We start from the raw sequence: 25,900 nt of genomic DNA, 5'->3' as shown, positions 1-25,900 counted from the left end.
TCCCGCCTCGGCCAGTAATCTTGTCATTCCATCACGCCTGGCGACTCACTGTGCAATACATAGTTATGTCGTTTTCTCCGGTGAGGCTGCTAGCATCCGATGGAGAAACTTCCCGATCAGGTCACATCATCAGGTTGCCCATGCTCGAGACCACAGCACTGCCAAGGAAAGCACCGCTGTCACCGCCACTGGATACGCAGTACCAGGTCGAAACGCCGGAAGGCATCGATTTGCCCCTGCGTCCGGCCGGGCTGATGGTTCGTGCACTGGCGTTTTCCATCGATCTGGCACTTCGCGGGTTGATCCTCGGCCTGCTGTTCATTGGTCTGTCGATGCTCGGCAAACTCGGCGCCGGATTGGGCTCGCTGCTGATCTTCGGCGTGAGCTGGTGGTATATGGTGCTGTTCGAGGTGCTCAACCAAGGCCGCTCACCGGGCAAACTTTGGATGGGCCTGCGCGTGGTGCAGGACGACGGCACGCCCATTGGCTGGTCGGCATCGCTGTTGCGCAACCTGCTGCGATTTGTCGACCTGTTGCCGTTCGGCTACTTTCTCGGCGCCCTCAGTTGCCTGCAACACCCCACCTTCAAACGCCTCGGCGACATCGCCGCCGGTACCTTGGTGATTTATCGCGACCAGCCGCTCACCCGACCGCAACTCCCACCCGCCGAACCCCGTCGCCCGGCGTTCGCCCTGACGCTAAACGAACAACGCGCCATCCTTGGCTTCGCCGAACGCCAGGGTCAACTCTCCACTGCCAGGGTCAATGAACTGGCATCGATCCTCGCCCAACCCTTGCAGGTACCGCCGTCACAGTCGGTGATCGAGCTCAACGGCATCGCCCGTGGCTTGTTGGGGCCGGCATGAAGCAAAGTCTTTTCGAACATCGACACATGGCCGAGTGGGAGCAGTTTTCCCTGATGCTGGACAGGCTGGAACGGGACAAACATGCCGTGGGAGTCGACAGTTTCCCCAGCGATTATCGCCGCCTCTGCCAGCATCTGGCCCTGGCTCGGGAACGCGGTTACAGCAGCTTCCTCATCGACTCGTTGCAACAACAAGCCCTGCGCGGTCATCAGCAACTTTATCGTCATCGCAGCCGATTGAGCGCCCATGTGCTGGCGTTCATCCTCGCGGACTTCCCGCGACTGGTGCGCCAGCAATGGCGCTTCGTACTTGCGGCCAGCCTGATGTTTTTTGGCAGTCTTATTGGCATTGCGCTGCTGGTGTACCTGTTCCCGGACCTGATCTACAACCTGATTCCGGCTGAGCAGGTCAGCGAAATGCAGAGCATGTACGACCCCGACGCCGGTCATCTCGGGCGCTCGGCGGAACGCGCGGCCAGTGAAGACTGGGTGATGTTCGGCTACTACGTCATGCACAACATCGGGATCGCCTTTCAGACCTTCGCCAGCGGTTTGCTATTTGGTTTGGGCAGCGCGTTTTTCCTCGTCTTCAACGGCTTGATGATCGGCGCGGTGGCCGGGCATCTGACGCAAATCGGCTTTGGGCAAACCTTCTGGTCTTTCGTGATTGGCCACGGCGCCTTCGAACTGACCGCCATTGCCTTGTCAGGAGCCGCTGGCCTGCAACTGGGCTGGGCGTTGATCGCACCAGGACGCCTGCCCCGTGCCGAAGCCTTGCGATTGGCTGCGCGGAAAAGTGTGTTGTTGATCTGCGGGGTCATGCTGTTTCTGCTGATTGCGGCGTTTATCGAGGCCTACTGGTCATCGATGACGGCACCGTCGCCCCTGATCAAATACCTGGTGGGTGCGGCGCTCTGGGTGCTGGTGACGGTTTATCTGCTGTTCGCTGGACGGACTCGCCATGCGCCTGAGTGATGCCAGTGTGGTGATCCGCCCGCGTCCGACCTGGGAAGCCATGGATCTGGGCGTGCTGTTGAGTCAGCGCCACCGACGCCTGCTGATGACCAGTTGGGCCATCGTCACCCTGCCGGTTTTCGCGCTGTTGACCTGGGTGTTCTGGGACTCGCCGACCCTCGCGGTGTTTATTTTCTGGTGGTTGAAACCGGCCTTCGAACGCCTGCCGCTGTACATCCTGTCCAAAGCCATGTTCGGTGAAACGCCGACGCTGAAACAGGCGTTGCGCCAATGGCCGCGCTTGCTGAAGCCACAACTGCTGGCCAGTCTGACCTGGCGGCGATTGAGCCTGAGCCGCAGCTTTTTGCTGCCGGTATTACAACTCGAAGGCTTGAGTGGAGAGGCGCGACAACAGCGTTTGCAAGTGCTGTTACAACGTGACGCCGGCGCGGCACGATGGCTGACGATCATTGGCGCGAATCTGGAAACTGCACTGTGGATCGGTTTGATGGTGCTGTTTTATCTGCTGCTGCCACAACAGGTCGCGCTCGACTGGAGCTGGCAGTCGCTGATTTCCGCAATGACTCAGGACTGGCATTGGCTGGAACACCTGACCAACGCGTTTTACGTCCTCGTGTTAGTGGCGTGGGGGCCGATTTATGTGGCCTGCGGCTTCAGCCTATATCTGAACCGACGCACCGTGATGGAAGCCTGGGATATCGAACTGGTGTTTCGTCGCATGCGCCAACGCTTGAGCGGTGCGACCCTCACGGTTTTACTGGCGGCTATCCTGATGATGCCGACTGCTCAAAACGTCTGGGCCGCCGAGCCAGTCATCTCCCCCGACAGCCCACGCTTACTGAAACAGCCTCTGACCAGCCAGGCCTCCCGGGACAGCATCAAGGCAATCCTTGACCAGCCGCCGTTCAAGAACAAGGAAACAGTGACCCGCTATCGTTTCGGCGAAGACAAAGCCGCCATCGAGCCGCGGGATAACGACAACATGCCGCAATGGCTGAAGGCGTTGATGAAGCTATTTGATGCCCAGCGTTTCGGTGCATTGGCTGACCTGATAGAGGCCCTGCTATGGGGCACTGTGATTGCTGTCATCGGCGTATTGATCTGGCGGTACCGCGACTGGTTACAGACCTTCGTCAGCCGTCGACCGAAGCTCAGGAAAAATACCGCGAGGACATTACCGCAACAGGCCTTCGGTCTGGACCTCAACCGCGAAACCCTGCCCACCGACATTGCCGCCAGCGCCGAAGCACTTTGGCAGACTCACCCTCGGGAGGCGCTTGGACTGCTCTATCGCGCCCTGCTCAGTCACTTACTGCACGACTTCAACATCGCACTGAAAGCCGCCGACACCGAAGGCCAGGTCCTTGAGCGCGTCCAACAACTGCAACAACCGGCCTTGTTGGCCTTCAGTAAAAACCTGACGGGCCACTGGCAGAACATGGCCTATGGTCACCGACTGCCACCCGCGCACTTGCAGCAGGAACTGTGTGACGGTTGGCGCGCCCTGTTCGGCCCCGGAGCCTCCCGTTGAACCGGCGCAACTGGCCATTGGCGCTCGGTGTGCTAATCGCCGTATTGCTGGGCGCGCTGAGCATTTATCTGTACATCAAAGCCACGCCCTATCCGGAAGTAATCGATCACGGCCCCTCACCGCAAGCCCAGGCCAACCCTTATCTGGCCGCCGAACATTTCCTGCGCAAACAGGCCCTGACCGTCAGCCATGCCAATCGCCTCGACGTCCTGCCTACCCTCGAACCGCGACGACACAGCCTGTTGTTGCTCGGCGATCGCCGCAACATGACCCCACACCAGATTGATCAGCTGATGAACTGGGTTCGGGCTGGCGGGCGCTTGCTGTTCGTCGCCCAGTCGCTGTGGGATGAGAAGACCGGGCAAAGCAACGACTTGCTGCTCGACCGGGTCCAGGTGCAGCAATTTTTGAGCAAGGACCTCAAGTCGTCGCCACCCAACACCACTGACGAACCGTATCCGAAACTCACCAAACTCTATCTGCCAAACGAAGACGCACCGGCCTACGCCAGCTTCGACACCGCGTTCCATCTCGAAGACCCGAAACACCTGGCGCAGTCTCGGGCCAGCAGTGGCAAGGCCACTCACCTGTTGCAGCTCAATCAAGGGCTCGGCTCTATCATTGTCGTCACCGACGCTGACCTGTGGAAAAACCAGACCATCGAACAATACGACAACGCCTGGCTGCTCTGGCACCTGACCGTAGGCACCGACGTGACTCTGCTGTTCAACACCGATCACGACAGTGTGTGGACCTTGTTGCTGCGCTACTTTCCGCAGGCGCTGGTGGCCCTGATCGCCCTGATCGGCCTTGGCTTCTGGCATGCCGGCGTGCGTCATGGCCCGCTGCTGGAACCGGAACCCAAAGCTCGTCGCCAACTGTTGGAACACTTGCGCGCCAGCGCTGATTTCATGCTGCGCCGCAACGGTCAGGACAGCCTTTTGCAGGCCTTGCAGCACGATATCTTGCGTCGCGTACGGCGCCGCCATCCCGGTTTTGAACAACTGGCTGTCGACGAACAATGGCAAGTGCTCGCACACCTGACTGGCCAACCCACCGGCATCATCAGCCAAGCCATGAGCCCGCGACCGAAACTACGACTTTCCAGCGTTGAATTCAGCCGTCTGGTCGCTCACCTGCAATCCTTGAGGAACGCCTTATGATCTGACACCTAACAAGCGTTAGTTCTCCTCAATAGCTAGAAACGCCCCCTTACAGGCTCGTAGTGCTTAAGCTCGATGCAATAGTTCTAAAGCTGCCTGAGCGAACCAAGGGATTGGGGGTCATCTGTGCGCGACATGGCAGCTGGTGTTTGTAGGAGCTAGCGGGACTTGGTGATCGCGGGGTAACCCTATCCTGGGTTCCCCATCCCGCTTTGGGGTTGATGAAGAGTTGCTCCACCCGTCAATGGATTCTTTTGTCACTACCTGCTCTGTGGCTCCATTGGCTCCAAGCGAACCTGGCTGATTGATCGCGACATGAACCAGGCGAGTTCGAATGTGAAGCTACTGACTAGCTTAACTATCCACTGATCCACTTTCCCCTCCCATAAGCAGCCAGCCAGAAACTGACCCGTAAGGGCCCTCTTGCCGCAGCTCAGCATGTGGGGGGAAAAGCATTTTGCGACTCTCGGTCTTTCGCGAAGTAACCAAGCGCTTTTTCAATGATGTAGTGGCCCATATTCAGTCGCGCATTCTCGCTGCGTAACCGGCCTACTTTCTATTTTTTCTCGCGAGATTACCCCAAAGTCAGGTCAATTCCTGCCTAAATTTGGTGGTCTACAGTGCTGAGATATCGAATTTCCCGCTATCAAGGTACTAATTAATAGCAATGCGCTGATCAGCGGGCCAACTGGCTCTACACTCGGCGCACGCTTCGTTAATTCCACTTTTTTATCTGAAAAACAGTCACTTGCAGATAATCAACATAGCCCTGAAAAAGTGCTTGAGGGCGACCGAATGGCCCTACCTGATAACGCAGATTGAAAGGATGGGGTTCTGGTCAATACGGAGGTGGCGATGGAGCTCTTGTGGGCTACTGAGGATTTAGTGATCGATGGGCAACCCTATCCTGAGTTCCCCATCCTGCTTTGGGACTCAATGGAGTGTTGCGTTCCAGCCAGTCAGTTCTTTCGCTACTACCTACTTCGCGGGATCATTGGCTCTAAGCGATCCTGGCCCAGTACCGGACGCGCTCTGTACGATTTCTTCAGCTTCCTCCAGGCCCATGAACTGGATTGGCGCGACGTGGATCGGGGCGAGGCCAAGAGCCTTGTGGCGGCCTATCGGGACTATTGCCTGATGGCGTGCGAGTTGGCACCAAACACCACCCGCCAGCGCCTGGTTTACGTCTGCGAATTCTACAAGTACGTGCTGAAGGAGGGTTGGGTGAAACGCCTGCCCTTCGCGTTTGAAGAACGAAACGTCAGACGTGAAACAGGCTTTCTTGCGCACCTCGATACCAGTGGCGGCAAGACTATGGCAAACGATGTGCTGCCACGTCCCCACAAGGTCCTTCCCAAGTTCCTGAGCATGGCCGAAATCAAGTCACTACTAGCCGTAGCTGAGAACCCCCATCACCGGATGATAATACGCCTGGCCCTGCATACAGGTCTGCGCCGCGAGGAAATTGCCACCTTCCCGCTGGCTTATGTTCTCGACCCGGACAAGGCGGCACGAACCAAGCGCAACCTCCACATTCGGCTCGACCCGCTCGACGGCAGCGGTATGGTGACCAAAGGCAGCAAGCAGCGAGATATTCACGTTAGTCACCAATTCATGGCCGATCTCTATCGCTATGTAACGAAGGTGCGCGGCGAGCGTGCCTCGCTGAGCAAGACCCCGCAAAAGGCGTTGTTCCTCAATAAGTCCGGCGAACCTTATGGGGACAACGGCAAGAGTCTCAACCGGATCATCAGCGAGACTGGCAAGCAGGCTGGAATCAAGGTCCATGCGCACATGCTACGGCATACTTACGCCACCCAAACCCTGGTCAGCCTTCAACGTAACCCTGCGAGCGGACTTGAGCCCTTAGTGTTTGTTCAGCGGCAACTCGGCCACAGTTCGATTCAGACAACCATGGTGTACCTGCACTTGGTCAACGAAATGGCCGACGAGGCGGTGCTCACCTATCAAGACGAGTTGAACACACTGGCGGGGGCAGCTTGATGGGCAAGCGTAAGGTGTTTGCCAAGACTGACCTCAGCGTTCCGCAAGTCGACCACAGTCGCGACATTGTGGGCAATGTGGTCATTCTGTCCGAGTCCATCCCGCCAACTAATACCATGGTCAAGTTTAGGCGGAACGCCTGCGACAATCGTAGCTTCGACTTTGCCCGCCGTTACGGCGCGGGCATCGATCCCCTAACGTACGCCTGTCAGCGCCAAATTGAACGCTTCCTCGCCGGCCAGGACGGTGCCGTCGCGGTCAGCACCGTGGCTTGCTATTGCGTAAACGGGCTGCGCCATTTTCTCGACTACTGCATGCTGAGGGCGACGGCTTTTGGCCGCGAACTGGTCTTAGCCGATATGAATCGGGACCTGATCGACGGTTTTCTCGGCCATATAGCCGGAATGGGCTGGTCAACTAACAGTCAGAAGTGCGTCTACTCGACAGCCAAACCGGTGCTGCTCGCCTTGGGGCGGCGTGGATTATTCCCCTTGGTCATCTCCGGCGATGGGGCCACCTTCCCGCGCAATCCCTTCCCCAACAGCAACCGCACGGCTAAGGGCGAGACGGCGCTGTCCAAGCGCGAGCGGCAAGCGTTTACGGTGGCCCTGCGGCAGGCAATCGTACCCATCTGGTCCGACGACACACGCCTGACCAGTGAACTGCTGGTCTTCGCCTTGCTGGTCGTGGCACTGCACACCGGACGTAATACCACGCCACTGTTAGAAATGACCCGCCACTGCCTGCGTCCTCATCCTAAGGACAATACTGTGTTCCTAGTGCTGTGGAAGCGACGCGGCTATCACACCAGCAAGGTGGCGCTGCGCGCCGAGTCAGAAGCCGACCGGCTTCTGGAGTCCACTCCCAGCGTGAGAACCAATGTGGAACGCCTGATCCGCCGCGTGATGACCCTGACCGCCCCCTTGGATGCAGACGCTCCAGATGATCTTAAGGGCCGCGTGTGGCTGTACCCTCTACGCGCCCGCAAGGATCTCGGTCTTGTAACGGCGTTGAATACGAGTGCGCTGGCTTATGCCATAGATCGCCTCGTAACCAAGTATGGTCTTACCGATAGCAACGGTGAGCCGTTGCGCATCAACATCTCACGCCTGCGCAAAACCTTCGCCAACCGCATCTTCGAGCTGACCGATGGCGATTTGGCGGCCACCGCCGTAGCTCTCGGTAATACCCCTCAGGTGGCCGACCGAAACTACCTGGCGCCCGACGAAAAAGCCCGCCGCAACTGGAAGTTCATGGGCGAGGTACTGGTGCAGGAGTTACAGACCCAAACGATCGGTGCAACCTACAAGGATACTCCCGTGGGCCGATGTGCCGACCCGGTGAACGGCCAGTACGCCCCGAAGCGCGAGGGAGCGACTTGTATGAGTTTCATGAACTGCCTGCGCTGCAAGCACTATGCAGTAACCGCCGAGGATCTGTACAAGCTCTTCAGTTTCTACTTCCGCGTTCTCGCCGAGCGCTCGCGAATGGACAAGGGGCGCTGGACACGGGAATACGCCCACATTCCCCGATTGATCGACCATTACATCGTCGCCGAGGGACTACGGCGCGGCACCTTTAAACACGCAAGCGTGGACGCCGCTCGTGAGCGTGCCCGCATCCTTCCGCACCCTTACTGGTCGGTCGATCTGATCGAGAGCCTGGAGGTCTTTGCATGAGCAACAACACTCTGACGGCGCTACCCTGCCTCTCCCTTGATACCCAGCCGGGAGACGTGCGTGCACTGCCCGAATCCGAGCGTGACGCCTTGATCATCAGCGCTGTTCAGGTCGAAGAGCAGTGGGTGATCCTCAGTCGCTACGGTGAAAATATCTGGCACATCGACGGTTTCCCCAGCAACGTGCCGACCAACAAAAGACGGCTGGATTTCGGCACCGTGCCGCCGGCGTTTCGGGCGGTGATGAAAGCGGTGATGTACCGTTACATACGGCGCGGGCGTCCTGGGTCGGTTCGACCTAAAGGCAGCATTGTGCGGCAATATTTCTCTAATGCAATGCCATTTTTGCGCCGACTGGAGGCGCTCAAACTCGACTGCCTGGGTGCGGTGACACCCGTGGTCTGCACGACTTATGAGGCAGCCTGCAAGGCATATCGGCAGCCCATTCGATCGAAGGGCAAGCCTCTGTCGCAGGAGGGACTTCGTACCCGTTTGAGTGCAGTCGAAGCGCTCTATGAACTGAGCCAATACACCGACGACCCAATGCCAGAGCATCCTTGGCCTGAGACTTCTTCGATGGCAATGGCGGGGCTTACCGGCAGTGGCTCCCGCCAGAAGCAGGGCGGAAAGACGCCACTGATAACCGATGACGTGTTCTGCACCCTTTTCCAGCAGGCCTGCCAGCAGGTTGAAAGAGGTCAGCAGCTTCTTGACGAGCGCGACGCGCTGGACGCCATCGCAGCGCAGCGAAAGGGGCAGAGCCGCGGGGCTGTGATTTCAGCCAAGCATCGCCATTTGGGCAGTCGAAAGGGTGGGCTGAAAAAATTCAACAGGGCGCTGAACGACCTGCGCACAGCCTGCTATATCGTTCTGGCTAGCACCTCAGGCTGTCGTCACCATGAGTTGGCCAACGTGCAATTGGGCTCGCACCACCGCACACAAGACGATGAGGGCACCGTCTACCACTGGATGCGCTCACGGTCGGACAAGACCAATGTCGGAATTCATAACTGGATGATACCCGAGGCCGCCGTACGTGCCTTGCGCATCATGGAACGCTGGTGCGTCCCCTATCAAGCTATGATCGCCACTGAGATGTTGCAGCGGCGCCGCGCCAACCCCCATGATCCGCAGATCACTGAGGCGTACAAGCACCGCCATGCGCTCTTTCTCGGCGTATATCCGAAAAAGGGCAACCAAGTGCGCACGCTAACCAATATGTCCTTAGGTTTGCATCTCAAAGCATTCGCCAAGGACTGCGGGCTGAACTGGGATCTCGCCAGCCACCAGTTCCGCCGCAAGTTCGCCAACTACGCCGCGCACAGCCGCTTCGGTGACCTGCGCTACCTCAAGGAGCATTTCGCACACTGGTCGATGGATATGACATTGGGCTACGCCATGGACGACAGCTGGGGACAGCATCTGGACCTTGAGCTGTACGCTGATATTCAGGGGGAGTTGGAAGATATAAAGCTCGGTGTCGTCGATAACTGGCTAAGTGACGAGCCCTTGGCCGGAGGCTATGGCCGAGCGCTCAAGCAGTGGCAGCGAGAGCCGCAGAACCTGCTGATCTTCAAAGATCACGCCACAATGCTGAAGTCAATTGCCGAGAGCACATCTATTCGCAGTAACGGCCATGCCTGGTGCACGGCGGACAATGACGGTTGCGTCGGCAATAATCTTGAGCGTACCCGCTGCGGCAATAATTGCAGCAATGCCGTGATCGGGCGCGGCCACGCAGGTATTTACCAAGGACTCTACGACGATTTGAAAGAGTTGGTGCATTGCCCGGACATTGGCGAAGGCGGACGCCAGCGCGTTCTGCGCGACCTGAATCGCTGCCGAGACGTACTGGCCCAGTTGGGAATGGACCCAGAGGCTTTAGTCGCATGAAGTCCAAGGAAAAGGTAGCTAACTACAAGTCGGCTGAGGATCGCGAAAAAGATCTGAAGCTCGCCCTTTACCGCATCCAGAAAGGCCGTACCCGCATCGGGGAAACCAAAGTTACTATCGCCGCCGTAGCACGAGAAGCGGGAGTATCGACGGCGCTAATCCATAACCACTACCCAAAAATTGCCGAGACTATCCGCGAGGCTCAAGGGCGCTCCAGTCGCGCCATGCGTGATATGAAACAACAGGACTTGATTGCAGAACGCAAGAAGTCCGCCGCCCACCGTCAGGAGATCGAGGAATTGCGTGCCAAGGTCGCCAAGCTTGCATCCGTCAATGAAGTGCTATTGAACGAGAACCGTGTGCTCAAGGCTAAGATAAGCGACCGTAAGGTAGTCGACCTGTCCGCAAGGAAACCGCAGGGATAGGTCGATTTCGCAAGTTGCCTCACTGCATCCACTCTGCCCAGCCATCCATCATTGATCGCCGGCGATTTTATCCGGCTCGCGCGGAAGGCGGGCGCAACGCGACTGCCGGAGAGGCGGACACTGCGGCCACATAAAAATGATCGTTGGCAGGCAAAGCGATTTTTGAGTTTGGCACATAAGGTTGGAGGACGCTCCCTAGAGAATCCTATGAGCTGTTTACTGTTGCTGAAGCTTGAAAGTGAAAAGGGCTTTCGGCAAAGAGTCTGCGTCCGCGAAGTGGGTTCGTCTCGATGGACTATCAGGCAATGGGTTCATATCCACACTATTTTCCCTATGCCCGGCATACCTGTCCTTTCGTCGCCCTCCGACATGCTTCGAGACAAATTATGAATTTTTGCATAATTGCGCATAAAACCACTTTTGTAGATTTTTTTGCCAACTACGACGCCTTAATCGGCACCTGAGTCTAAATTTTTTGTTTTTACACTATTTTGATGAACCAAGCTGAGCGCCTAGGCACATCGATGAATCAAAAATCAGGTCACGCGCATCCGACCGAGACGGATCAAGAGTTGGATCACCCACCAAGTAGCACTGACCACTCTCGACCTCGTAAAGGATACCCTTCTTTCTTTTTTGGAAAAGAAGTTCAGCTTTGACTAGTGGTTCCATCATTAGCCGTCCGCTGTTGTTAACCTCACTAGCGCTAACTAGCTGTACGTTGACTACTGCCAAGTGCTCAGACTGTCGGGCAATCAAAGACCGCAATGCGAATTCACCGCTAATCATGAGATTGAAACGACGCCTTTTTGTGCGTTCACGTTCCTCGATCTGGACGTGAAACCAAACCCCGCCAACGTCGTACTCGACATATGTCCAAACGCGAAAATCATTTTCGAAAAAAGGTACTGAAATGGCTTCAGCCCAGTCATAAGTGCGAAACACGGTGCACCTCCGTCGCCACAGTATCGCTATCGAGTATAGCCCTTTCCATGCTTGACCGGCTTCATCGTTCCTTTTGTGAGTTGTGCAAATGGAACGGAAGATCGCGTTTGGCTTAGCGTTAAGGAAAAGTCGACTGCACATGGGGTTGCCGCAGGAGACGCTCGCCCCCAGCCAAGCGTATGTAAGCGAGGTTGAGAATGGAAAGAAAAGCCCCTCAATCGAAAAGGTGGAAGATCTCGCGAAGGCCTTAGGTATCCACCCAATTACCCTTTTGGCAAAAAGTTACTTGTTGGAGGGCGAGGATGTATCCGTACTTTTGAAGCGTGTTGAGCTAGAGCTCAATGACCTCGCTTCTAGCTGACCTAGGGTTCTGGAATCACCACCGGCAGCAATAGAACGATTCTTTTGAAAAATAGGTCTGTCCAAACTGCCCGATCATTGACTGGTGAAAACGCCGTTTTCGCGCGCCATTACGTGAAATCCGAGTCCGGAGTCTCTGCCAAATCTTTACGACATCAAGTAGAAGCGGCCGTCACTGCAGGATGACACTGGCCGTATTTGACCATCGTCACCGGCAGCAATGGGGCGCTGGCCATCGGGCGCGACTGGCCCCTTTGGCCTACCTTCAATCTCGTGCTAGGACTCGGCTCAAGAATAGCCCCCACGCCTGTGGCGGGACCTGCCCCTTACTGCGCACCAGGGGGGTTAGTTTTATATATTCGATCGCCAGCAAGGCGCTTGCCACACTTCTGCTTTCACAGTTTCCTTTCCCAAGTCCTCTTTCGGCGTGTTGCCATCGACCACAGCCCCGTGCATGACGCGCTCGGTTTGATCGCCATTCACAACGAGGGAGGCGACACAGAGCAGACGTCCCACACAGGCAACAATCGGCCAATAGCGGACTGTCGTAACCGGCTGAAATCGACCCACTGCAGGCCTTCGCCAACGGACGAAGCGGGCCAAAAGCTGCCTTGAATGTGTCCGTGGAACAAGGGTAATTTGGCCTGACTCAGGTATACCTCAAGGCTCGCGCTGATTCGTTTATATCAAGTAATATCATTCAGAGCGTCGCTTGCATGGTGAACGTCAGCTAATCTGCGGTTCCTGCTACAAATTTACCAAACCTATGGCCAAGGAAGACTGTATGCCAGAAGTACACGAAGTAGTTTTGCGCCTGAACAGCGAGAAAATAAAATTTGAAAGCTATGAAGAATTACAGTCGTACTTGGAATTACAGATTAAACATTGGAAATGGTTAACCAAATTGCCGAGCGCTTACAAGGATGCAGGTCAGGCAATATTTGAAACTTATTTCTTGAAGCCGATCCAGGAAGCAAAGCAATACGTCAATAATATTGGGGCGGCAGAATTTAGATTAGGGAATGAAAAGATGCCATTCATCCTCTACGATAGTGATGAGGGTTTCCTTATCAGAAGGACTAGGGATGAATATGATGATGTAACTGCCGCGCTGACCCTTGTTTATTTGAATAAACATACCAGAAGTGCGGTTCATCGTGATGGGCAGATAAGCACCCTTACACAGAGTGATCGACTATCGTTTGAAAAATCTATCGCAATACAAATTGCTATTTCACTCCAAGGTTTTTCTTCCATAGGCTCAGAAGCTCGCTCATCCGTGATGAGGGAAACCTTAGAGCGTTTTGTCTCCCATGCAGAATTAGCGACCGATGCAGTCAATGAGTACGTGACGGATATTATTGACTCAACATCAACAGCAAAATCGGATATAGACGGCCTTGCCAACTCGCTGACCGCCGCTTACCTGAGACGTCGGAAAAGATATACAGCTTACATGATAAAAGTACGTAATTCTGCACGGGCAGCCGTTAGCGAAGCAACGCATACTTTAGCTTCTGCGAAAGCGGCTTACCACGACCAAGTAGACTTAGATGCTTCTGTTCAATACTGGAGTGTTCGTAGGCGTAATCATTCAATATTTAAGGTTGTGTGGTTTTTTGCTGTCTTGCTAAGCATGGTAGTAATGTTCGGTTCTGTACTGGGATACTTCGCAGCTGGGGGCGCTGTGGGTCTGTCTAGTTTAATTCACCAGCAGCGCACGGAAGAGTCAGTCCTTATCAATCCGCCTTCCATGCGATTAGAGTCCCCACTATCGTCAACTCAATCGACAAACCTTGTAGTCACACCGTCTAGGCTCGCACCTATCACGTCAGAATCCCTAGCGTCTTCTTTGACTCCGTTGTCTACAATAGCCGTAGCAGCACCCACTCGCTCTGAACTCACTCTTGCAATGGCGGATCTAGCGGGAGCGGCACTTTTGATAACATTGCTAGGGATTCTTATCAAAATTACTCTTCGTCAGTTCAATACCCATTCTTACTTGGCTTTGGAGGCAGAAGAAAGAATTACGTTCACAAAGACATACTTGGCTTTGTTGAATGAAGGTAAGCTTAAATCTGAGGACGACCGCAAGTTGGTTTTAGAAAGTTTGTTTAGATCCACGAAGTCTGGAGCAGTAGAAGAAATTCCATTCTCGAGTCCTTTAGAATTAATTTTCAAAACCATCGGTGATAAAAAACCAGGATGATGTAGTTTGAAAGCTCTTTCATGGCCGCTCTCTTCCGACCACAATGGGCGGAAGTCGGCCAGAAGCGGTCTGTCGTGATTGAGAATATTTGCCCGCTTTATGCTGTAGATTCAACCGGTCGATGCAACAGATTGGCTAAAGCGCTCAGCGGGCGTTTCGTAGTTTAGTGTTTTCCTAGGACGGCTATTTAGTTGCCTTGCCACTTCATTCAGCGTGGCTTGCGAGTGATCCGCAAGGTCAGTTCCTTTCGGAAAATACTGCCTTACAGCCCGTTGGTGTTCTCATTCGTTCCCCGTTGCCAGGGACGATGAGGATCGCAGAAGTAGACCTTTTGACGAGCGAGACATTTCTCTTCGGTTAGCGCCGCCGACTCCAAGCTGCCAATCAACGTTCAAATCGAGTTGGGTGATTTCCCGTATGAGCGGGGCGAACAACGATTCAGGCCATAACCCAAAACGGATGCTTATGGCCTGAACGCGCGATGCGGAAAAATCCGTGCGGGATTAATCGGCACTCCCACTGGTAACCACGGTAAATTTCCGGCTGAACTCTAAGACTTCGCAGACACCGGTGTGTCCTGCTGGAATCGAGACACCATCGCCTGCCGTCATCTCAAATCGCTCGCCGGTGTCCATGGTGATTGCGATACGACCTTCGAGCAGTACGAAGGCCTCATCGTTTTCGAAACGCCAGTCGAACTTCGAAGGCTGCGAAGTGAAGAATGCGACGGCTTTGTATGGGGTCTTCACGCCGACGGTGCGTAGTAGTTTCATCCGGGTGTCGGGATTGCCTTCGATCACATCATCGCCCAGCGGATATTCAAGCCAGCCTTCGGGGGTGTTCAGCGATGCCAGGGCTACGGAGTCGATCGGGTTCGGAAGCTTAGGACGAGCGGTCATTTTTTCGATGCCTCGTATCGGAAGAAGTAGATAGCAACTATGACAAGTGGCATAGTCGGACTCGAGACTACATCAAACTATGACGGATGGCATAATTTTTTAAGATGAACACTTCTACTCGAGACCGAATGATTGTCGGTGCAGCTGATCTTCTACGCCGCAAGGGCATGACAGCGACTAGCATGCGCGAGGTCGTGCGCCACTCGAACACACCGCGCGGATCCATCTCTCACCATTTCCCTGGCGGTAAACGCCAACTGCTCGAAGCTGCCGTTGAGTACGCCGGACATGAAGTCTCGGAGCCGCTGAAGCTGTTGCTGAGCAAACACGGTCCAGTGAAGGGTATGGAGCGATTCGTCGGTTTGTGGCGCAAAATGCTTGAAGACACAGCCTTCCAGGCTGGTTGTGCGGTTTTGGCTGTTTCGGTTGAGCAGTACACATCCGATCAACGTGGCGAGGCTGAGCCCGAACTCGAAGCACAAATCCAGATGCAGCTGTTGGATCAAGCCAACGCTATCTTTGTGCAATGGCAGGAAATCGTCGATCTGTCACTGCGGGAGGCTGGAGTGACTAAGGATCGGTCACACGGTCTGGCACTACTGGCAATCGCCGCTATCGAGGGGTCTGTAGCTCTTTGCAGGGCAGCCCGTAGCGTAGAACCGCTCGACTTTATCTGGCAGGAAGTGAAGCGGAGTTTTGAACGAGAGCTGACCTAGGCGTAGATTGCTGCGCAGTCCAACTGCCGCAGGCCGCGCTCGATCACCGCGTCTATGTAGCTCGGATCTCCGTAGATACGAGCCAACAAAATTGCCCCCTCGAAATCGGCTACCAACTGCCTCCCCAAACGATGTGACTCCTCCCGGCTGTAGCGGGCGCTATAGAGCTCGGCAAATGCCAGGGTCCAGTCATCCAGGAAGCGCCGAATCGGTGCCATGAGCTCTACCTTGCCATAGGTGGCATCGACCGCAACAACGCCCATCAGACAGCCAATCGAGTCGTCCTGAAAGAGCTTGCCAGCCTTGCGCCCCATGCGTGTGAGTCGCTCCTGTGGCGCCAGACTTTCATCGAAAGCGATAGAGAACAGCGACTGTTTCAGCCGTTCATGCGTCCAGTCCAATACGTCCCGCAGGAGCGATTCCTTGTTGGGGTAGTGATGATAGAACGAGGCCTTCGTCAGCCCACAGGCGGACGATAACGCATCCATGGTAGTGCCATGGTAGCCAAAACGCTTGAAGGTGTTGGCGCAGCGCTGTAGGAGCTCATCGCGTGGGATTTTCAGTGGCCGCATGGGCTTCTCCTGTTCTAAATCATGCAAATTGATTCTATGTCATAAGCCTTGGCGTCTCAATTTGACGGTTACCGAATGTTTGTTTAGTTTCTACAAACCGAACGTTCGGTAAGTAACTACGGTTCGCCTGAAAATACAGGCCCTCATCTCATAACGCCAGGATAAATCTCCCATGAGCGAAGCAAACAGCGGTCCGGGTCGAGTCACCCGGGAGCAGCGTGGTCATCTGTTCCTTATCGGCCTGGATCGGGCCGGCAAACGTAATGCTTTCGATAGTGCCATGCTGACCGATCTGGCCTTGGCCTTGGGCGAGTACGAGCGCAATGAAGAAATGCGTTGCGCAGTCGTGTTTGCCCACGGCGAACATTTCACCGCAGGTCTCGACCTGATGGAATTGACGCCGAAGCTGGCTTCGGGTGGTTTCAAGTACCCGGATGAAGGCATTGACCCGTGGGGCGTCTCGAAGCCGCGCCGCACCAAACCGGTAGTCCTTGCCGTACAAGGTACCTGCTTCACAGCAGGCATCGAGTTGGTGCTCAACGCCGATATCGCAATCGCCGCCAGCAACACCCGCTTCGCTCACCTGGAAGTATTGCGTGGTATTCCACCGTCCGGTGGCTCCACCGTGCGCTTCACTCAAGCGGCGGGATGGACCAATGCCATGCGCTACATGCTGACCGGCGAAGAGTTCGGTGCTGATGATGCGCTAGGTATGCGCCTGCTGACCGAGGTCGTTGAACCCGGTCAAGAGTTGTCTCGTGCCATCGAATACGCCGAACGCATCGCCAAAGCTGCCCCTCTGGCGATCAAGGCCACCTTGCAGTCCGCCTTCCAGGCTCGCGATGAAGGCGATGATGCTGCGCTTTCCAAGCTCAATGAGCTGTTGTTCACGCTCATCAAGAGTGAAGACGTGCGTGAAGGCGTTATGGCAATGATGCAGAAACGCGAACCGTTGTTCAAAGGCCGTTAATTCACCAGCAGGGGCAACGAGATGCTGCAGTACCAAGCACCACTGGAGGAGTTCAATTTCCTCGCTCGCAAGGTTCTTCGACTTCCAGAGCTGTTGCCTCTGCTGCCAGAGCACTGCCATATCGACATCGACCTGTTCAGGGCTACTCTGGAGGTAGGTGCCGAACTCACCCAAGAGCAGCTGTTGCCTTTGAACGGCAGCGGTGATGCCGAGGGCTGCAGGTTTGAAAATGGTGAAGTCAAAACCCCGCAGGGTTTTCAATCGGCTTACCGCCTGTTCCAGGAGAACGGCTGGCCTGCCCTGACAGTTCCACTGGCAATCGGGGGCCAAGGCTTCCCAGGAGCAGCAGGTGTTTTCTTTGATGAAATGCTCGCTTCCTCCAATTTGTCTTTCAGCATTTTCGCCAATGTGCGCGAAGGTGTTCTACGTTGCATTGACCGATTTGGCGATGAGCAGGTTCGATTCCTGTTTTCCGACAAGCTAGCCAGTGGTGAATGGCTTGGCACCATGTGCCTTACCGAGCCTCAGGCTGGCAGTGATCTTGGTTTGATTCGCACGATTGCAGTCACCCAGCCGGACGATTCCTACTTGCTGAGTGGAACCAAGTTATTCATCTCGAATGGCGATCACGATCTGAGCGAAAACATCGTTCACCTGGTTCTCGCCAGGACGGAAAGTGCACCGGCAGGTACTGGCGGTCTCAGTCTATTCGTCGTGCCAAAATACCAATTGGATGGCCGTAACTCAGGGAACGGGGTGTCGGTCATCGGGCTTGAGCACAAGCATGGTATTCGGGCCAACGCTACATGCGCACTATCGTTCGAGGATGCCAAGGGCTATCGCGTCGGCGAATTGAACCGAGGCCTTGCCTGCATGTTTGTGCTGATGAACAGTGCGCGACTGGCTGTCGGTGTGCAAACCGTCGGCCTGGCCGAGATCGCTTACCAGAATGCATTGCGCTACACCCAGGAACGCTTTCAAGGTCGTGCGTTGAATGGGGCTACGCACCCAGATCAATCCGCTGACCCTTTGCGCAGCCATATTGGCGTCAAGTCGAACCTCGTTCAGCAGAGACTGTTCATCGAACCAGCTCGCTTGCTTTGCGCCTGGGTCGGTACGCTGCTCGATGAGGCTCGCTGCCACCCGGATGATCTGCGGCGCAATCAGGCCTTCCACCTGGCAGAACTGCTGACCCCCATCGTCAAGGGCTATCTCTCCCATCATGCAGGTACGCACATCGCTTCGGCGCTCCAGCTATTCGGCGGGAACGGCTACATAGTCGAAACCGGCATGGAGCAATTGCTACGTGATGCGGCTATCTGTCCGATCTACGAAGGCACGAACTATATCCAGTCGTTGGACTTGTTGGGGCGCAAGACCCTAGGTGATCAGGGACAGCGCTTGGGGATCTTCCTCAACCACATTCCCGCGCTTGCCAAGCGCCTGCGCGAACGCCCAGACCTAGAGGGTGTTGCCGCGATTCTGAGTGCATGGCTGGTCGAGTTCGAACCATTGATTCAGCAGCTATCGGTCGACACAGTTTTCAATCGGGATGTTGTGGGGTTGGTTGCACCAGACTTCCTTGAACTGCTGGGTACCGTTGTTTTTGGCTATTTGTGGGCATGGATCGCGGATGCCGCCGCGCCATCAACTTCTGACGAAGCGTTTCTCAGAAGCAAAGCTGCTCTGGCCCGTCTGTATTTTTCCGAAGCCGAAGTACGAGTTCCTTCACTTATCGAAAAGCTGAAGCGCAATGCATCGCGTCTTGGGCAGCTCGAACAGATCCAACTCTGCTAGGGCGGACCACAGATGAATCGTTCAAATAAAAAAGTGAAGTTAGTCAGTACCCGGCAGAGTGGCAGCGAGCTTGTTGACCTCGGGGTTTGCACCATCGAAGAGCTGCTGCAGCGTAGCGCGATGAAAACGCCTGAAGCCCCGGCCCTGTCAGCAATGGGTGCCAACATAAGTTATGAGCAATTACAGAATTTGAGTGCTGCTGTAGCGACCTGGTTGATCAACCAGGGGCTGCAACCGGGAGCTCGGGTTGCAGTCGCTTTGCCGAACATGCTCGCCCATCCTGTGGCGTGCCTGGGAATAATCCGCGCGGGTTTGATCGCCGTCTGCGTGAACCCGTTGTATACGCCGCAGGAGCTGGCGCAGGTTTTCAAGGACAGTGAAGTCAAAGCTGTGTTTCTCTTCGAACCCATGGGGCAGGGTGTCCAGCAGGCCATGCTCAAAGCCGGTGTAGGTATTGCGGTGCAAGTCGCCCCAGGTGATCAACTAGGCTGGCGACGGCCATTGGTTAATTGGGTAGCTCAGCGACGCTTGGGTAGTAAGTTCACCCGCATAGAAGGCGCCGTCGACTGGCGCAAGGTCGTAGCGACTCGAGCGACCAAACTAAGTCAACGCGCGCCCATCACAGCCGAGCAGACGGCCTTCATAATCTATAGCGGTGGCACTACAGGGCAGCCCAAAGGCGTGCCCATCAGTCATCGGGCTTTGCTGTTCAACGTTGCCCAACAGCATTCGGCTCTGCGTCCGCATCTTTCGGGCAGAGCCGAGCAGGATTACGTGTTGCTGCTCGCGGTGCCGCTCTACCACATTCTCGGCCTGGGCAATCTGCTCTTCACCCTGGCCAAAGGTGGCAAAGCGGTGTTGGTGATGAATCCACGCGATACCACGGCGTTTGTCAAAGAATGGTCCCGGCACCGCGTAAGCAGTTTCCCCGGCGTCAATACCCTCTACAACTCGCTCCTGGAGAATGAAGAATTCCACTCGCAGGACTTCACGGACCTCGCCCTCTGTCTCGGTGCGGGCATGCCGGTTAGCGAGTCCACGGCCAAGTTCTGGCATCGAATCACCGGCTGCCATATCACCGAAGCCTACGGTATGACCGAAACCGGGCTGATTTCCTGCAACCCCGCCGGACGCTCACGCCCCGGCTCGGTAGGTTTACCAGTAGCGGGAATTGAAATTTCCCTACGCAGTGAGAATGACGACAAGGTCACCGTCGGCACCGGCGAGATATGTGTGCGCAGCCCCGCCATCATGGCCGGTTATTGGCGGCGGCCCGAAGAAAACGCTGCAGCCTTCACCCACGATGGCTTCTTCCGCACAGGAGACATCGGCCTCTTCGACCTGGATGGCTATCTGAGCCTGGTCGACCGAAAAAAGGAAATGATCATCTCCTCGGGGTTCAAGGTATTCCCCTCGGAAATCGAGCGGATCTTGAACGCTCACCCCGGAGTACTGGAATCGGCAGTTGTGCCGGCTCCAGACGAAAAGGCGGGGGAAGTGCCCATCGCCTATGTCGTACCTCGTCAACCTTACTTGGATAAAGCACTCGTGATCGCACACTGCGAAAAACACCTGGTCAGCTACAAACGCCCTCGCCGCATCATATTTAGGGAAGAGTTACCCAAGAGCAATGTGGGCAAGATTCTGCGCAAAGAGCTGGTGGGTATCGAGCAGCAGGAGCACTCCCGATGACGCTGCTCGCTTACGCACCCGATTTCCCGATGGTCGATCAACTAACACTGGTGGCTGACGATGGCTATCGCCTGGCCGCTATCCGTTATTCCGCACAGGGGCCATTGAAGGGCAACCTCATCATGGCGGGTGCGACGGGTGTGCAACAGCGTTTCTACCGCCGCTTCGCCGAGCATGCCAGTAAACAAGGCTTCAACGTCCTGACAATGGATTACCGGGGTATAGGAGCATCCAAGCCCAAATCACTGAAAGGTTTTGAGATGTCCTACCTGGACTGGGCGTGGCTCGACCTGGCAGCGGCAGTCGAGCATATGGATGACGGCAGTACGCCGCTCTACTGGGTCGGTCACTCCTTTGGCGGACATGCACTGGGGTTGCTGCCCAATCATCACCGAATCACGGCCGCCTACTGCTTCGGTACAGGAGCCGGATGGGCAGGCTGGATGCCGAGGCTGGAGGCCTTCAAGGTTCGCCTACTGTGGTCATGCATCCTGCCTTTGATCGTCGCTCACAAGGGCTACATGGCATGGAGCCTGCTGGGCATGGGCGACGACTTGCCGAAGGGCGTCTACAAGGCCTGGCGCCGCTGGTGCGCCTACCCCCATTACTTCTTCGACGACCCCGCGATGGCTGCTGTGGCTGATCGCTACGCGAAAGTTCGCACCCCCTGCATGTTTGCCAACGCAGTGGATGATCCGTGGGCACCGCCGATATCGCGGGATGCCTTCATCAAGGGCTATCGCAATGCCCCGTTGCGGGTACGCGACCTTCATCCCGAAACAAAAAAACAGCCCATTGGCCACATGGGGTATTTCCGACCATCTGCCGCGCCAATCTGGAACGAACTGCTCGAATGGCTCGTTGCCCAAAAGGCCGAGGCTACGAAACTGCGCCGTCTGACCGAGGCTTAGAACAATGAATTCCTTGGCACCCCATTCGAAGTTTTCAGAATCCGCGACAAGGTTTCGTTCCTTGGTTGAGAGTCGGCGAGCTGCTCGCCAGTTCGCTGTCGAAGCCGTTCCTGAAGCGATCATCCGAGACTGCCTGGAGCTCGCGGCTTTGGCACCCAGTTCGTGCAACCTGCAACCTTGGTCTTTCCAGGTCGTGCGCGATCCAGCCTGTCTTCAACAGTTGGAACAGGTATGCCTTGGACAAAGTGCCGCGAGGGCACCATTGATCATCGCGGTGTTGGCACGACCGGACACCTGGAGAGCGGCCTGTGCGGATGTGCTCAAGTTATGGCCTGAAGCCGCGGTGCCCAGGGTGATTGATCTGTTCTACAAGAAAACGGCTCCTTTCCAGTACAACCAAGGCTGGATGGGCTGGCGGGGGTTTATCAAACGCCAGATGGTGAGGCTGCTCGGTTACAAACGCCCCATCATGCGCAACCCCAACAGTCTGATGCAAATGCGGCTCTGGGCGGTGAAATCGACAGCGCTGGCGGCACAAAACCTGATGCTCGCATTTCAGAGCCACGGCTATAGCACCTGTCCCATGGAGGGCTTCGATGAGAAGCGCTTGAAGAAGATACTGCCTCTGCCCAAAGAGGCCATTCCCATCATGCTACTAGCCGTGGGGTTGCCAGGGGCGCATGCGATCAGAAATCCCCGATTACGTTTTCCACTCGAGCAAAACGTGACGTGGCTTTGATCAGCGGCTGAAAAACAATAAGAGGATTACCCGTTATGGCCTTTACGGAAATTGAATACGAAGCACACGGCCCGATAAGGATCATTCGCTTCAACCGCCCGGAAAAGCGCAACTGCATCGGGCCTACTACCCACTTGGAGCTGGTGGAAGCCTGGACGTACTTTCGGGATGATCCAAGCGCTCTGGTCGCCATCATTACCGGCACCGGCGACAAGGCATTCTGTGCCGGTGGTGACCTTGAAGCAGGCTTCGATCTGGTGCCCACCAGCCCCAGCGAGATTGCTGCCCATAACCGCGGCGAACGCCCCGGCATTCTCGGGCCCAGCCGCTGGACCGATATTTACAAACCGGTCATCGCCGCGGTAAACGGTGCAGCCTACGCGGGTGGGCTGGAATGGGCATGCTTCGCCGACATGCGCATTGCCGAAGAACATGCCTCCTTTGGCGTCACGTGTCGACGGTGGAACATTGGGCTCGCCGATGGCGGAAGCCAACGTTTACCACGCATCGTGGGTATGGGCCGGGCGATGGAGATGATCCTTACGGGTAAAGTCATCACCGCAGCAGAGGCACTGGGCATCGGCTTGGCCAATGAGGTAGTGCCTACAGGGCAATCGCTGGCACGAGCAATGGAGCTGGCCCAATTCCTCTGCACGTTGCCGCAACCGGCCATGCGTGCCGACAAAGAAGCCGCAGTTCGGGGCTACGGCCAGCCTTTGGCTGAGGGCCTGCGTATCGAGGCCCAGTGTTTCAATCACTCTATTCATCAACCAGAAACCCGTGAAGGGTTACGCCGCTTCCTTGAACGTGATCACCCTGACAGACGAAGCGATGCGCCAGTCAAAACTCCCGGATTGGTCAGAGACTGAGGGCTGGACTATGCGTTTCGAACTTTTGTTGCAACTGCACCTTTTCGCCGTAGCCTTCTGGCTGGGCGTCGTAGCGGTCGAGTACCTGCTTGAGCGCACCCGAGCGCAGAGTCGGAATCAGGGTTTCACAGTTGCCCGGTTGCACCGGCAGATTGATCTGTTTTTCGAAATGCCGGCCTTCGCCGCGGTACTCGTCACTGGCCTGTTGCTGATCGAACCAACACGCTTCGACGGCATTTACGCTTTGAAGATCGTTACCGGAGGCATCGCCGTCCTCGGCAATGTGCTGTGCCTGATACCCGTATTGAAGCGATGCACAGCGGCCGAAAAGGACAACTTGCCCGATGTCATTCGCCAATCCCGTCAGATCGACATCATTTCCCTGTCAGCCATTCCCGCAGGGCTGGTGGCACTAGCCTGTGGTGTCTATCTGATGATGCTTCGTTGACTTGCCTTGCTTAAAGGTCCGCTTTTGCCGAATCCTAATGAGCCGTTCAGCGGGCTTTGATGAAGTCTACGAATGCTCTTAGTGGAGAAGGTACATAGCGATGCCCTGGGTAGTAAAGAAAGGGGCCGGTGAAGTCTTGCCACCAAGGCTCCAATACCGCTTCAAGTGCACCGCTCTCCAAATGGGGTCGTAGCCAGTCTTCGAACAGGTGGACAATGCCCAGGCCATCGAGCGCGGCTTGCACGGCAAGGTCCACGGCGCCACCTATTCTGACGACTAAAGGCCCGGTCGGATTAACGCTGATTATTTCGTCGCCCCGCTCGTACTCCCAGAGCGGCATGGCTCCGCTGGGAAACTTGCCACGCAAGCAGGCGTGCTCAAGCAGATCACGTGGGTGTTCGGGTCGGCCCCTGGCGTCCAGATAGGCCGGCGACGCCGCAGTTGCATGGCGTTGGAAGCGAGGGCCGATGGGCACTGCAATCATGTCCTGCTCAAGACGCTCGTCATAGCGGATGCCGGCATCACAACCGGCCGCGAGCATGTCGACGAAGCTTTCCTCGACAATGATCTCCAGGCGGATATCGGGGTAGGTTTGCAGGAAAGGCGTAATGATCGACGGCAGTACCAGCCGAGCAGCGCTAAGAGGCACGTTCAGTTTGAGGGTGCCCGAGGGTCGGTCACGGAATTCGTTAACGACATCCAGAGCTGATTCGACTTCGCCCAATGCCGGCACGATGCGCTCCATCAACCGCGCACCGGCTTCGGTGGGTACCACGCTGCGGGTGGTACGGTTGAGTAAGCGCACGCCTAGCCGAGTTTCCAAGCGGCGTACCGCATCACTCAAGTTTGAAGCTGATTTCCCGCTGACCCTTGCCCCCTCGCGAAAGCCGCCACCGTTTACCACCGCCACAAATGCCAGCAAATCCTGAATATCGCTTGCCATTGTTCTGCCCTCCGTACAGGTCGTGCTGATTACACCTCATTATCAATGCAATGACCTAGGCCTATAGTGGCGACACACCCCACAACGAGGCACACCTAATGAGCATTGCCACCAAAGCAGGCACCTTTCTACTGGGCGACCGCACAGTGAACCGTATGGGCTACGGTGCCATGCAGCTGGCGGGGCCACACGTATTCGGCCCGCCAAAAGATGCCGATGCAGCGATCGCCGTGTTGCGCGCAGCGCTGGAAGCCGGGGTGAACCACATTGATACCGCCGATTTCTATGGGCCTCATGTCACCAACCAACTGATCCGTGAAGCCTTGCATCCCTATGCAAATGACTTGGTTATCGTGACGAAAGTCGGCGCGCAACGGGGGTGTGATGCTTCATGGAATCCTGCGCAAAGTCCGGCCGAGTTGACTCGTGCGGTGCATGACAACCTGCGCAATCTTGGCGTAGATAGACTGGACGTGGTTAATTTCCGGGCTTGGGGAATTTCCTCGCCCACCGAAGCGTCCATCGAAGAATCATTCACCGCGCTGGCCGAAATGCAGCGCCAAGGCTTGATTCGGCACTTGGGACTCAGCAATGTCACCGCTGCGCAGGTAAAACAGGCGCAAGCTATTGCAGACATCGTCTGCGTACAGAATCACTACAACCTTACCCACCGTGTCGATGAGTCGCTTATCAGCGAGTTGGCCGAGCAGGGCATCGCCTACGTACCATTCTTTCCGTTGGGTGGCTTCACTCCGCTGCAATCCGAAGCACTCTCGAACGTCGCTTCGCGCCTGGAGGCCTCGTCCCTGTGCGTGGCACTGGCATGGCTGCTGCAACGCGCTCCCAACATTCTGCTCATTCCGGGTACGTCCTCTGTCGCGCATTTAAAGGAAAACCTGACAGCGAGTGAACTGATAATTCCGCCACACATGCTCGAGGAATTGGAAAGCTTGGTAGAGGGCGTCTGACTGGCAAGAAGGACAGTTGTGCTTGCCGCAGGCAGGAAATGGATGGGGTCGTCTTGCTGAAGATCTATATCTACTATCTCAAACGGACTCAGTCCAGCCGCAGGCTTGAACGTGAGGCCGAGCGACGCAGCTCCCAGAGCATGTCCCGCTCAATATTCCATTTCAGTTCTTGCGCAAGTAGCGATCTGATGCGGCTGGGTCAGGTCGGCGACCGGGCTGGCAAAGGATTCGCCACTATGTGGCCCGATTAACCTCTGAGGGACACCCTTATTGGACGCAACGCGCGCGTCCATCTACTAACGCCATCGTCCATTGTGTCGCTCGAAAA

The 25,900-nt window shown here is 56.0% G+C and carries 23 protein-coding genes and 2 pseudogenes; 20 read left to right on the top strand and 5 right to left on the bottom strand.

The features are described from left to right. Positions 1–140 precede the first annotated feature (140 nt). The 8 genes from NL64_RS16420 (at position 141) to NL64_RS16380 (ending at position 10,534) form a co-directional block, all read left to right on the top strand. On the top strand, positions 141–866 hold the full coding sequence (locus NL64_RS16420; protein ID WP_034149114.1) for an RDD family protein: 726 nt from the start codon (positions 141–143) through the stop codon (positions 864–866). Further along, a complete protein-coding gene (locus NL64_RS16415; RefSeq protein WP_034149113.1) occupies positions 863–1,840 on the top strand; it encodes a stage II sporulation protein M in 978 nt (325 codons plus the stop codon). The genes NL64_RS16420 and NL64_RS16415 overlap by 4 nt, the downstream gene beginning before the upstream one ends. Then, the gene (locus NL64_RS16410; protein ID WP_034149112.1) at positions 1,827–3,371 is read left to right on the top strand and encodes a DUF4129 domain-containing protein; all 1,545 of its coding nucleotides are present in this window, start codon (positions 1,827–1,829) and stop codon (positions 3,369–3,371) included. Before NL64_RS16415 ends, NL64_RS16410 begins: the two co-directional genes overlap by 14 nt. Then, the gene (locus NL64_RS16405; protein ID WP_034149111.1) at positions 3,368–4,534 is read left to right on the top strand and encodes a DUF4350 domain-containing protein; all 1,167 of its coding nucleotides are present in this window, start codon (positions 3,368–3,370) and stop codon (positions 4,532–4,534) included. Before NL64_RS16410 ends, NL64_RS16405 begins: the two co-directional genes overlap by 4 nt. 855 nt (positions 4,535–5,389) lie before the next feature. Beyond that, entirely contained in the window at positions 5,390–6,538 is a 1,149-nt protein-coding gene (locus tag NL64_RS16395; protein WP_034149109.1) for a tyrosine-type recombinase/integrase, read from the top strand. Then, a complete protein-coding gene (locus NL64_RS16390; RefSeq protein WP_034149108.1) occupies positions 6,538–8,217 on the top strand; it encodes a hypothetical protein in 1,680 nt (559 codons plus the stop codon). Before NL64_RS16395 ends, NL64_RS16390 begins: the two co-directional genes overlap by 1 nt. After that, the gene (locus tag NL64_RS16385; RefSeq protein ID WP_034149107.1) at positions 8,214–10,109 is read left to right on the top strand and encodes an integrase; all 1,896 of its coding nucleotides are present in this window, start codon (positions 8,214–8,216) and stop codon (positions 10,107–10,109) included. The genes NL64_RS16390 and NL64_RS16385 overlap by 4 nt, the downstream gene beginning before the upstream one ends. Further along, the gene (locus NL64_RS16380; RefSeq protein WP_034149106.1) at positions 10,106–10,534 is read left to right on the top strand and encodes a hypothetical protein; all 429 of its coding nucleotides are present in this window, start codon (positions 10,106–10,108) and stop codon (positions 10,532–10,534) included. The genes NL64_RS16385 and NL64_RS16380 overlap by 4 nt, the downstream gene beginning before the upstream one ends. Positions 10,535–11,020: 486 nt before the next feature. Here NL64_RS16380 and NL64_RS16375 read toward each other — a convergent pair whose 3' ends face one another. Next, positions 11,021–11,479, bottom strand: coding sequence for a hypothetical protein (locus NL64_RS16375; RefSeq protein ID WP_034149105.1), 459 nt, complete (start codon positions 11,477–11,479; stop codon positions 11,021–11,023). 88 nt (positions 11,480–11,567) lie between these two features. On the opposite strand from NL64_RS16375, the gene NL64_RS16370 reads away from it, so the two are divergent. Beyond that, positions 11,568–11,840, top strand: a complete 273-nt coding sequence (locus NL64_RS16370; RefSeq protein WP_034149104.1) for a helix-turn-helix domain-containing protein — start codon at positions 11,568–11,570, stop codon at positions 11,838–11,840. Positions 11,841–12,623: 783 nt separating this feature from the next. Then, positions 12,624–14,048: a DUF6161 domain-containing protein gene (locus NL64_RS16365; protein ID WP_034149103.1), complete on the top strand. Its 1,425-nt coding sequence runs from the start codon at positions 12,624–12,626 to the stop codon at positions 14,046–14,048. A 110-nt stretch (positions 14,049–14,158) separates the two neighbouring features. Here the strand turns inward: NL64_RS16365 and NL64_RS29670 are convergent. Next, positions 14,159–14,379, bottom strand: a pseudogene (locus NL64_RS29670) (IS30 family transposase); the annotation flags it as partial. A 172-nt stretch (positions 14,380–14,551) separates the two neighbouring features. Next, positions 14,552–14,947: a cupin domain-containing protein gene (locus NL64_RS16360; RefSeq protein WP_034149102.1), complete on the bottom strand. Its 396-nt coding sequence runs from the start codon at positions 14,945–14,947 to the stop codon at positions 14,552–14,554. A gap of 128 nt (positions 14,948–15,075) precedes the next feature. On the opposite strand from NL64_RS16360, the gene NL64_RS16355 reads away from it, so the two are divergent. After that, the gene (locus tag NL64_RS16355; RefSeq protein WP_052321258.1) at positions 15,076–15,663 is read left to right on the top strand and encodes a TetR/AcrR family transcriptional regulator; all 588 of its coding nucleotides are present in this window, start codon (positions 15,076–15,078) and stop codon (positions 15,661–15,663) included. Here NL64_RS16355 and NL64_RS16350 read toward each other — a convergent pair. Beyond that, on the bottom strand, positions 15,660–16,235 hold the full coding sequence (locus tag NL64_RS16350; RefSeq protein ID WP_034149100.1) for a TetR/AcrR family transcriptional regulator: 576 nt from the start codon (positions 16,233–16,235) through the stop codon (positions 15,660–15,662). The genes NL64_RS16355 and NL64_RS16350 overlap by 4 nt on opposite strands. Before the next feature lie 172 nt (positions 16,236–16,407). On the opposite strand from NL64_RS16350, the gene NL64_RS16345 reads away from it, so the two are divergent. The 7 genes from NL64_RS16345 to NL64_RS16315 are packed head-to-tail and all read left to right on the top strand — an operon-like array spanning position 16,408 to position 23,661. Further along, complete coding sequence (locus NL64_RS16345; RefSeq protein WP_034149099.1) at positions 16,408–17,205, top strand: crotonase/enoyl-CoA hydratase family protein; 798 nt, start codon at positions 16,408–16,410, stop codon at positions 17,203–17,205. A 21-nt stretch (positions 17,206–17,226) separates the two neighbouring features. Beyond that, a complete protein-coding gene (locus NL64_RS16340; RefSeq protein ID WP_052321257.1) occupies positions 17,227–19,002 on the top strand; it encodes an acyl-CoA dehydrogenase family protein in 1,776 nt (591 codons plus the stop codon). A gap of 12 nt (positions 19,003–19,014) precedes the next feature. Then, positions 19,015–20,694, top strand: coding sequence for an AMP-binding protein (locus NL64_RS16335; RefSeq protein WP_034149098.1), 1,680 nt, complete (start codon positions 19,015–19,017; stop codon positions 20,692–20,694). After that, on the top strand, positions 20,691–21,605 hold the full coding sequence (locus NL64_RS16330; protein ID WP_052321256.1) for an alpha/beta hydrolase family protein: 915 nt from the start codon (positions 20,691–20,693) through the stop codon (positions 21,603–21,605). Before NL64_RS16335 ends, NL64_RS16330 begins: the two co-directional genes overlap by 4 nt. 4 nt (positions 21,606–21,609) lie before the next feature. Beyond that, positions 21,610–22,344 (top strand): nitroreductase family protein, encoded by a 735-nt coding sequence (locus NL64_RS16325; protein WP_034149097.1) that lies wholly within the window; start codon positions 21,610–21,612, stop codon positions 22,342–22,344. 35 nt (positions 22,345–22,379) lie between these two features. Beyond that, complete coding sequence (locus NL64_RS16320) at positions 22,380–23,213, top strand: enoyl-CoA hydratase/isomerase family protein (protein ID WP_034149096.1); 834 nt, start codon at positions 22,380–22,382, stop codon at positions 23,211–23,213. Then, on the top strand, positions 23,146–23,661 hold the full coding sequence (locus NL64_RS16315) for a hypothetical protein (protein WP_155292763.1): 516 nt from the start codon (positions 23,146–23,148) through the stop codon (positions 23,659–23,661). Before NL64_RS16320 ends, NL64_RS16315 begins: the two co-directional genes overlap by 68 nt. A gap of 46 nt (positions 23,662–23,707) precedes the next feature. Here the strand turns inward: NL64_RS16315 and NL64_RS16310 are convergent, their stop codons facing one another. Further along, the gene (locus NL64_RS16310) at positions 23,708–24,604 is read right to left on the bottom strand and encodes a LysR family transcriptional regulator (protein ID WP_034149094.1); all 897 of its coding nucleotides are present in this window, start codon (positions 24,602–24,604) and stop codon (positions 23,708–23,710) included. A 98-nt stretch (positions 24,605–24,702) separates the two neighbouring features. Between NL64_RS16310 and NL64_RS16305 the strand changes: the two genes are divergently transcribed. Continuing rightward, the gene (locus NL64_RS16305; protein WP_034149093.1) at positions 24,703–25,572 is read left to right on the top strand and encodes an aldo/keto reductase family oxidoreductase; all 870 of its coding nucleotides are present in this window, start codon (positions 24,703–24,705) and stop codon (positions 25,570–25,572) included. Between the two features lie 47 nt (positions 25,573–25,619). Then, a pseudogene (locus NL64_RS31130) lies at positions 25,620–25,697 on the top strand (hypothetical protein); the annotation flags it as partial. Between the last annotated feature and the right edge of the window lie 203 nt (positions 25,698–25,900).

It is taken from the genome of Pseudomonas fluorescens (assembly GCF_000802965.1).
Classification (GTDB): domain Bacteria; phylum Pseudomonadota; class Gammaproteobacteria; order Pseudomonadales; family Pseudomonadaceae; genus Aquipseudomonas; species Aquipseudomonas fluorescens_A.
This window is presented reverse-complemented; position numbering and strand designations above follow the sequence as displayed.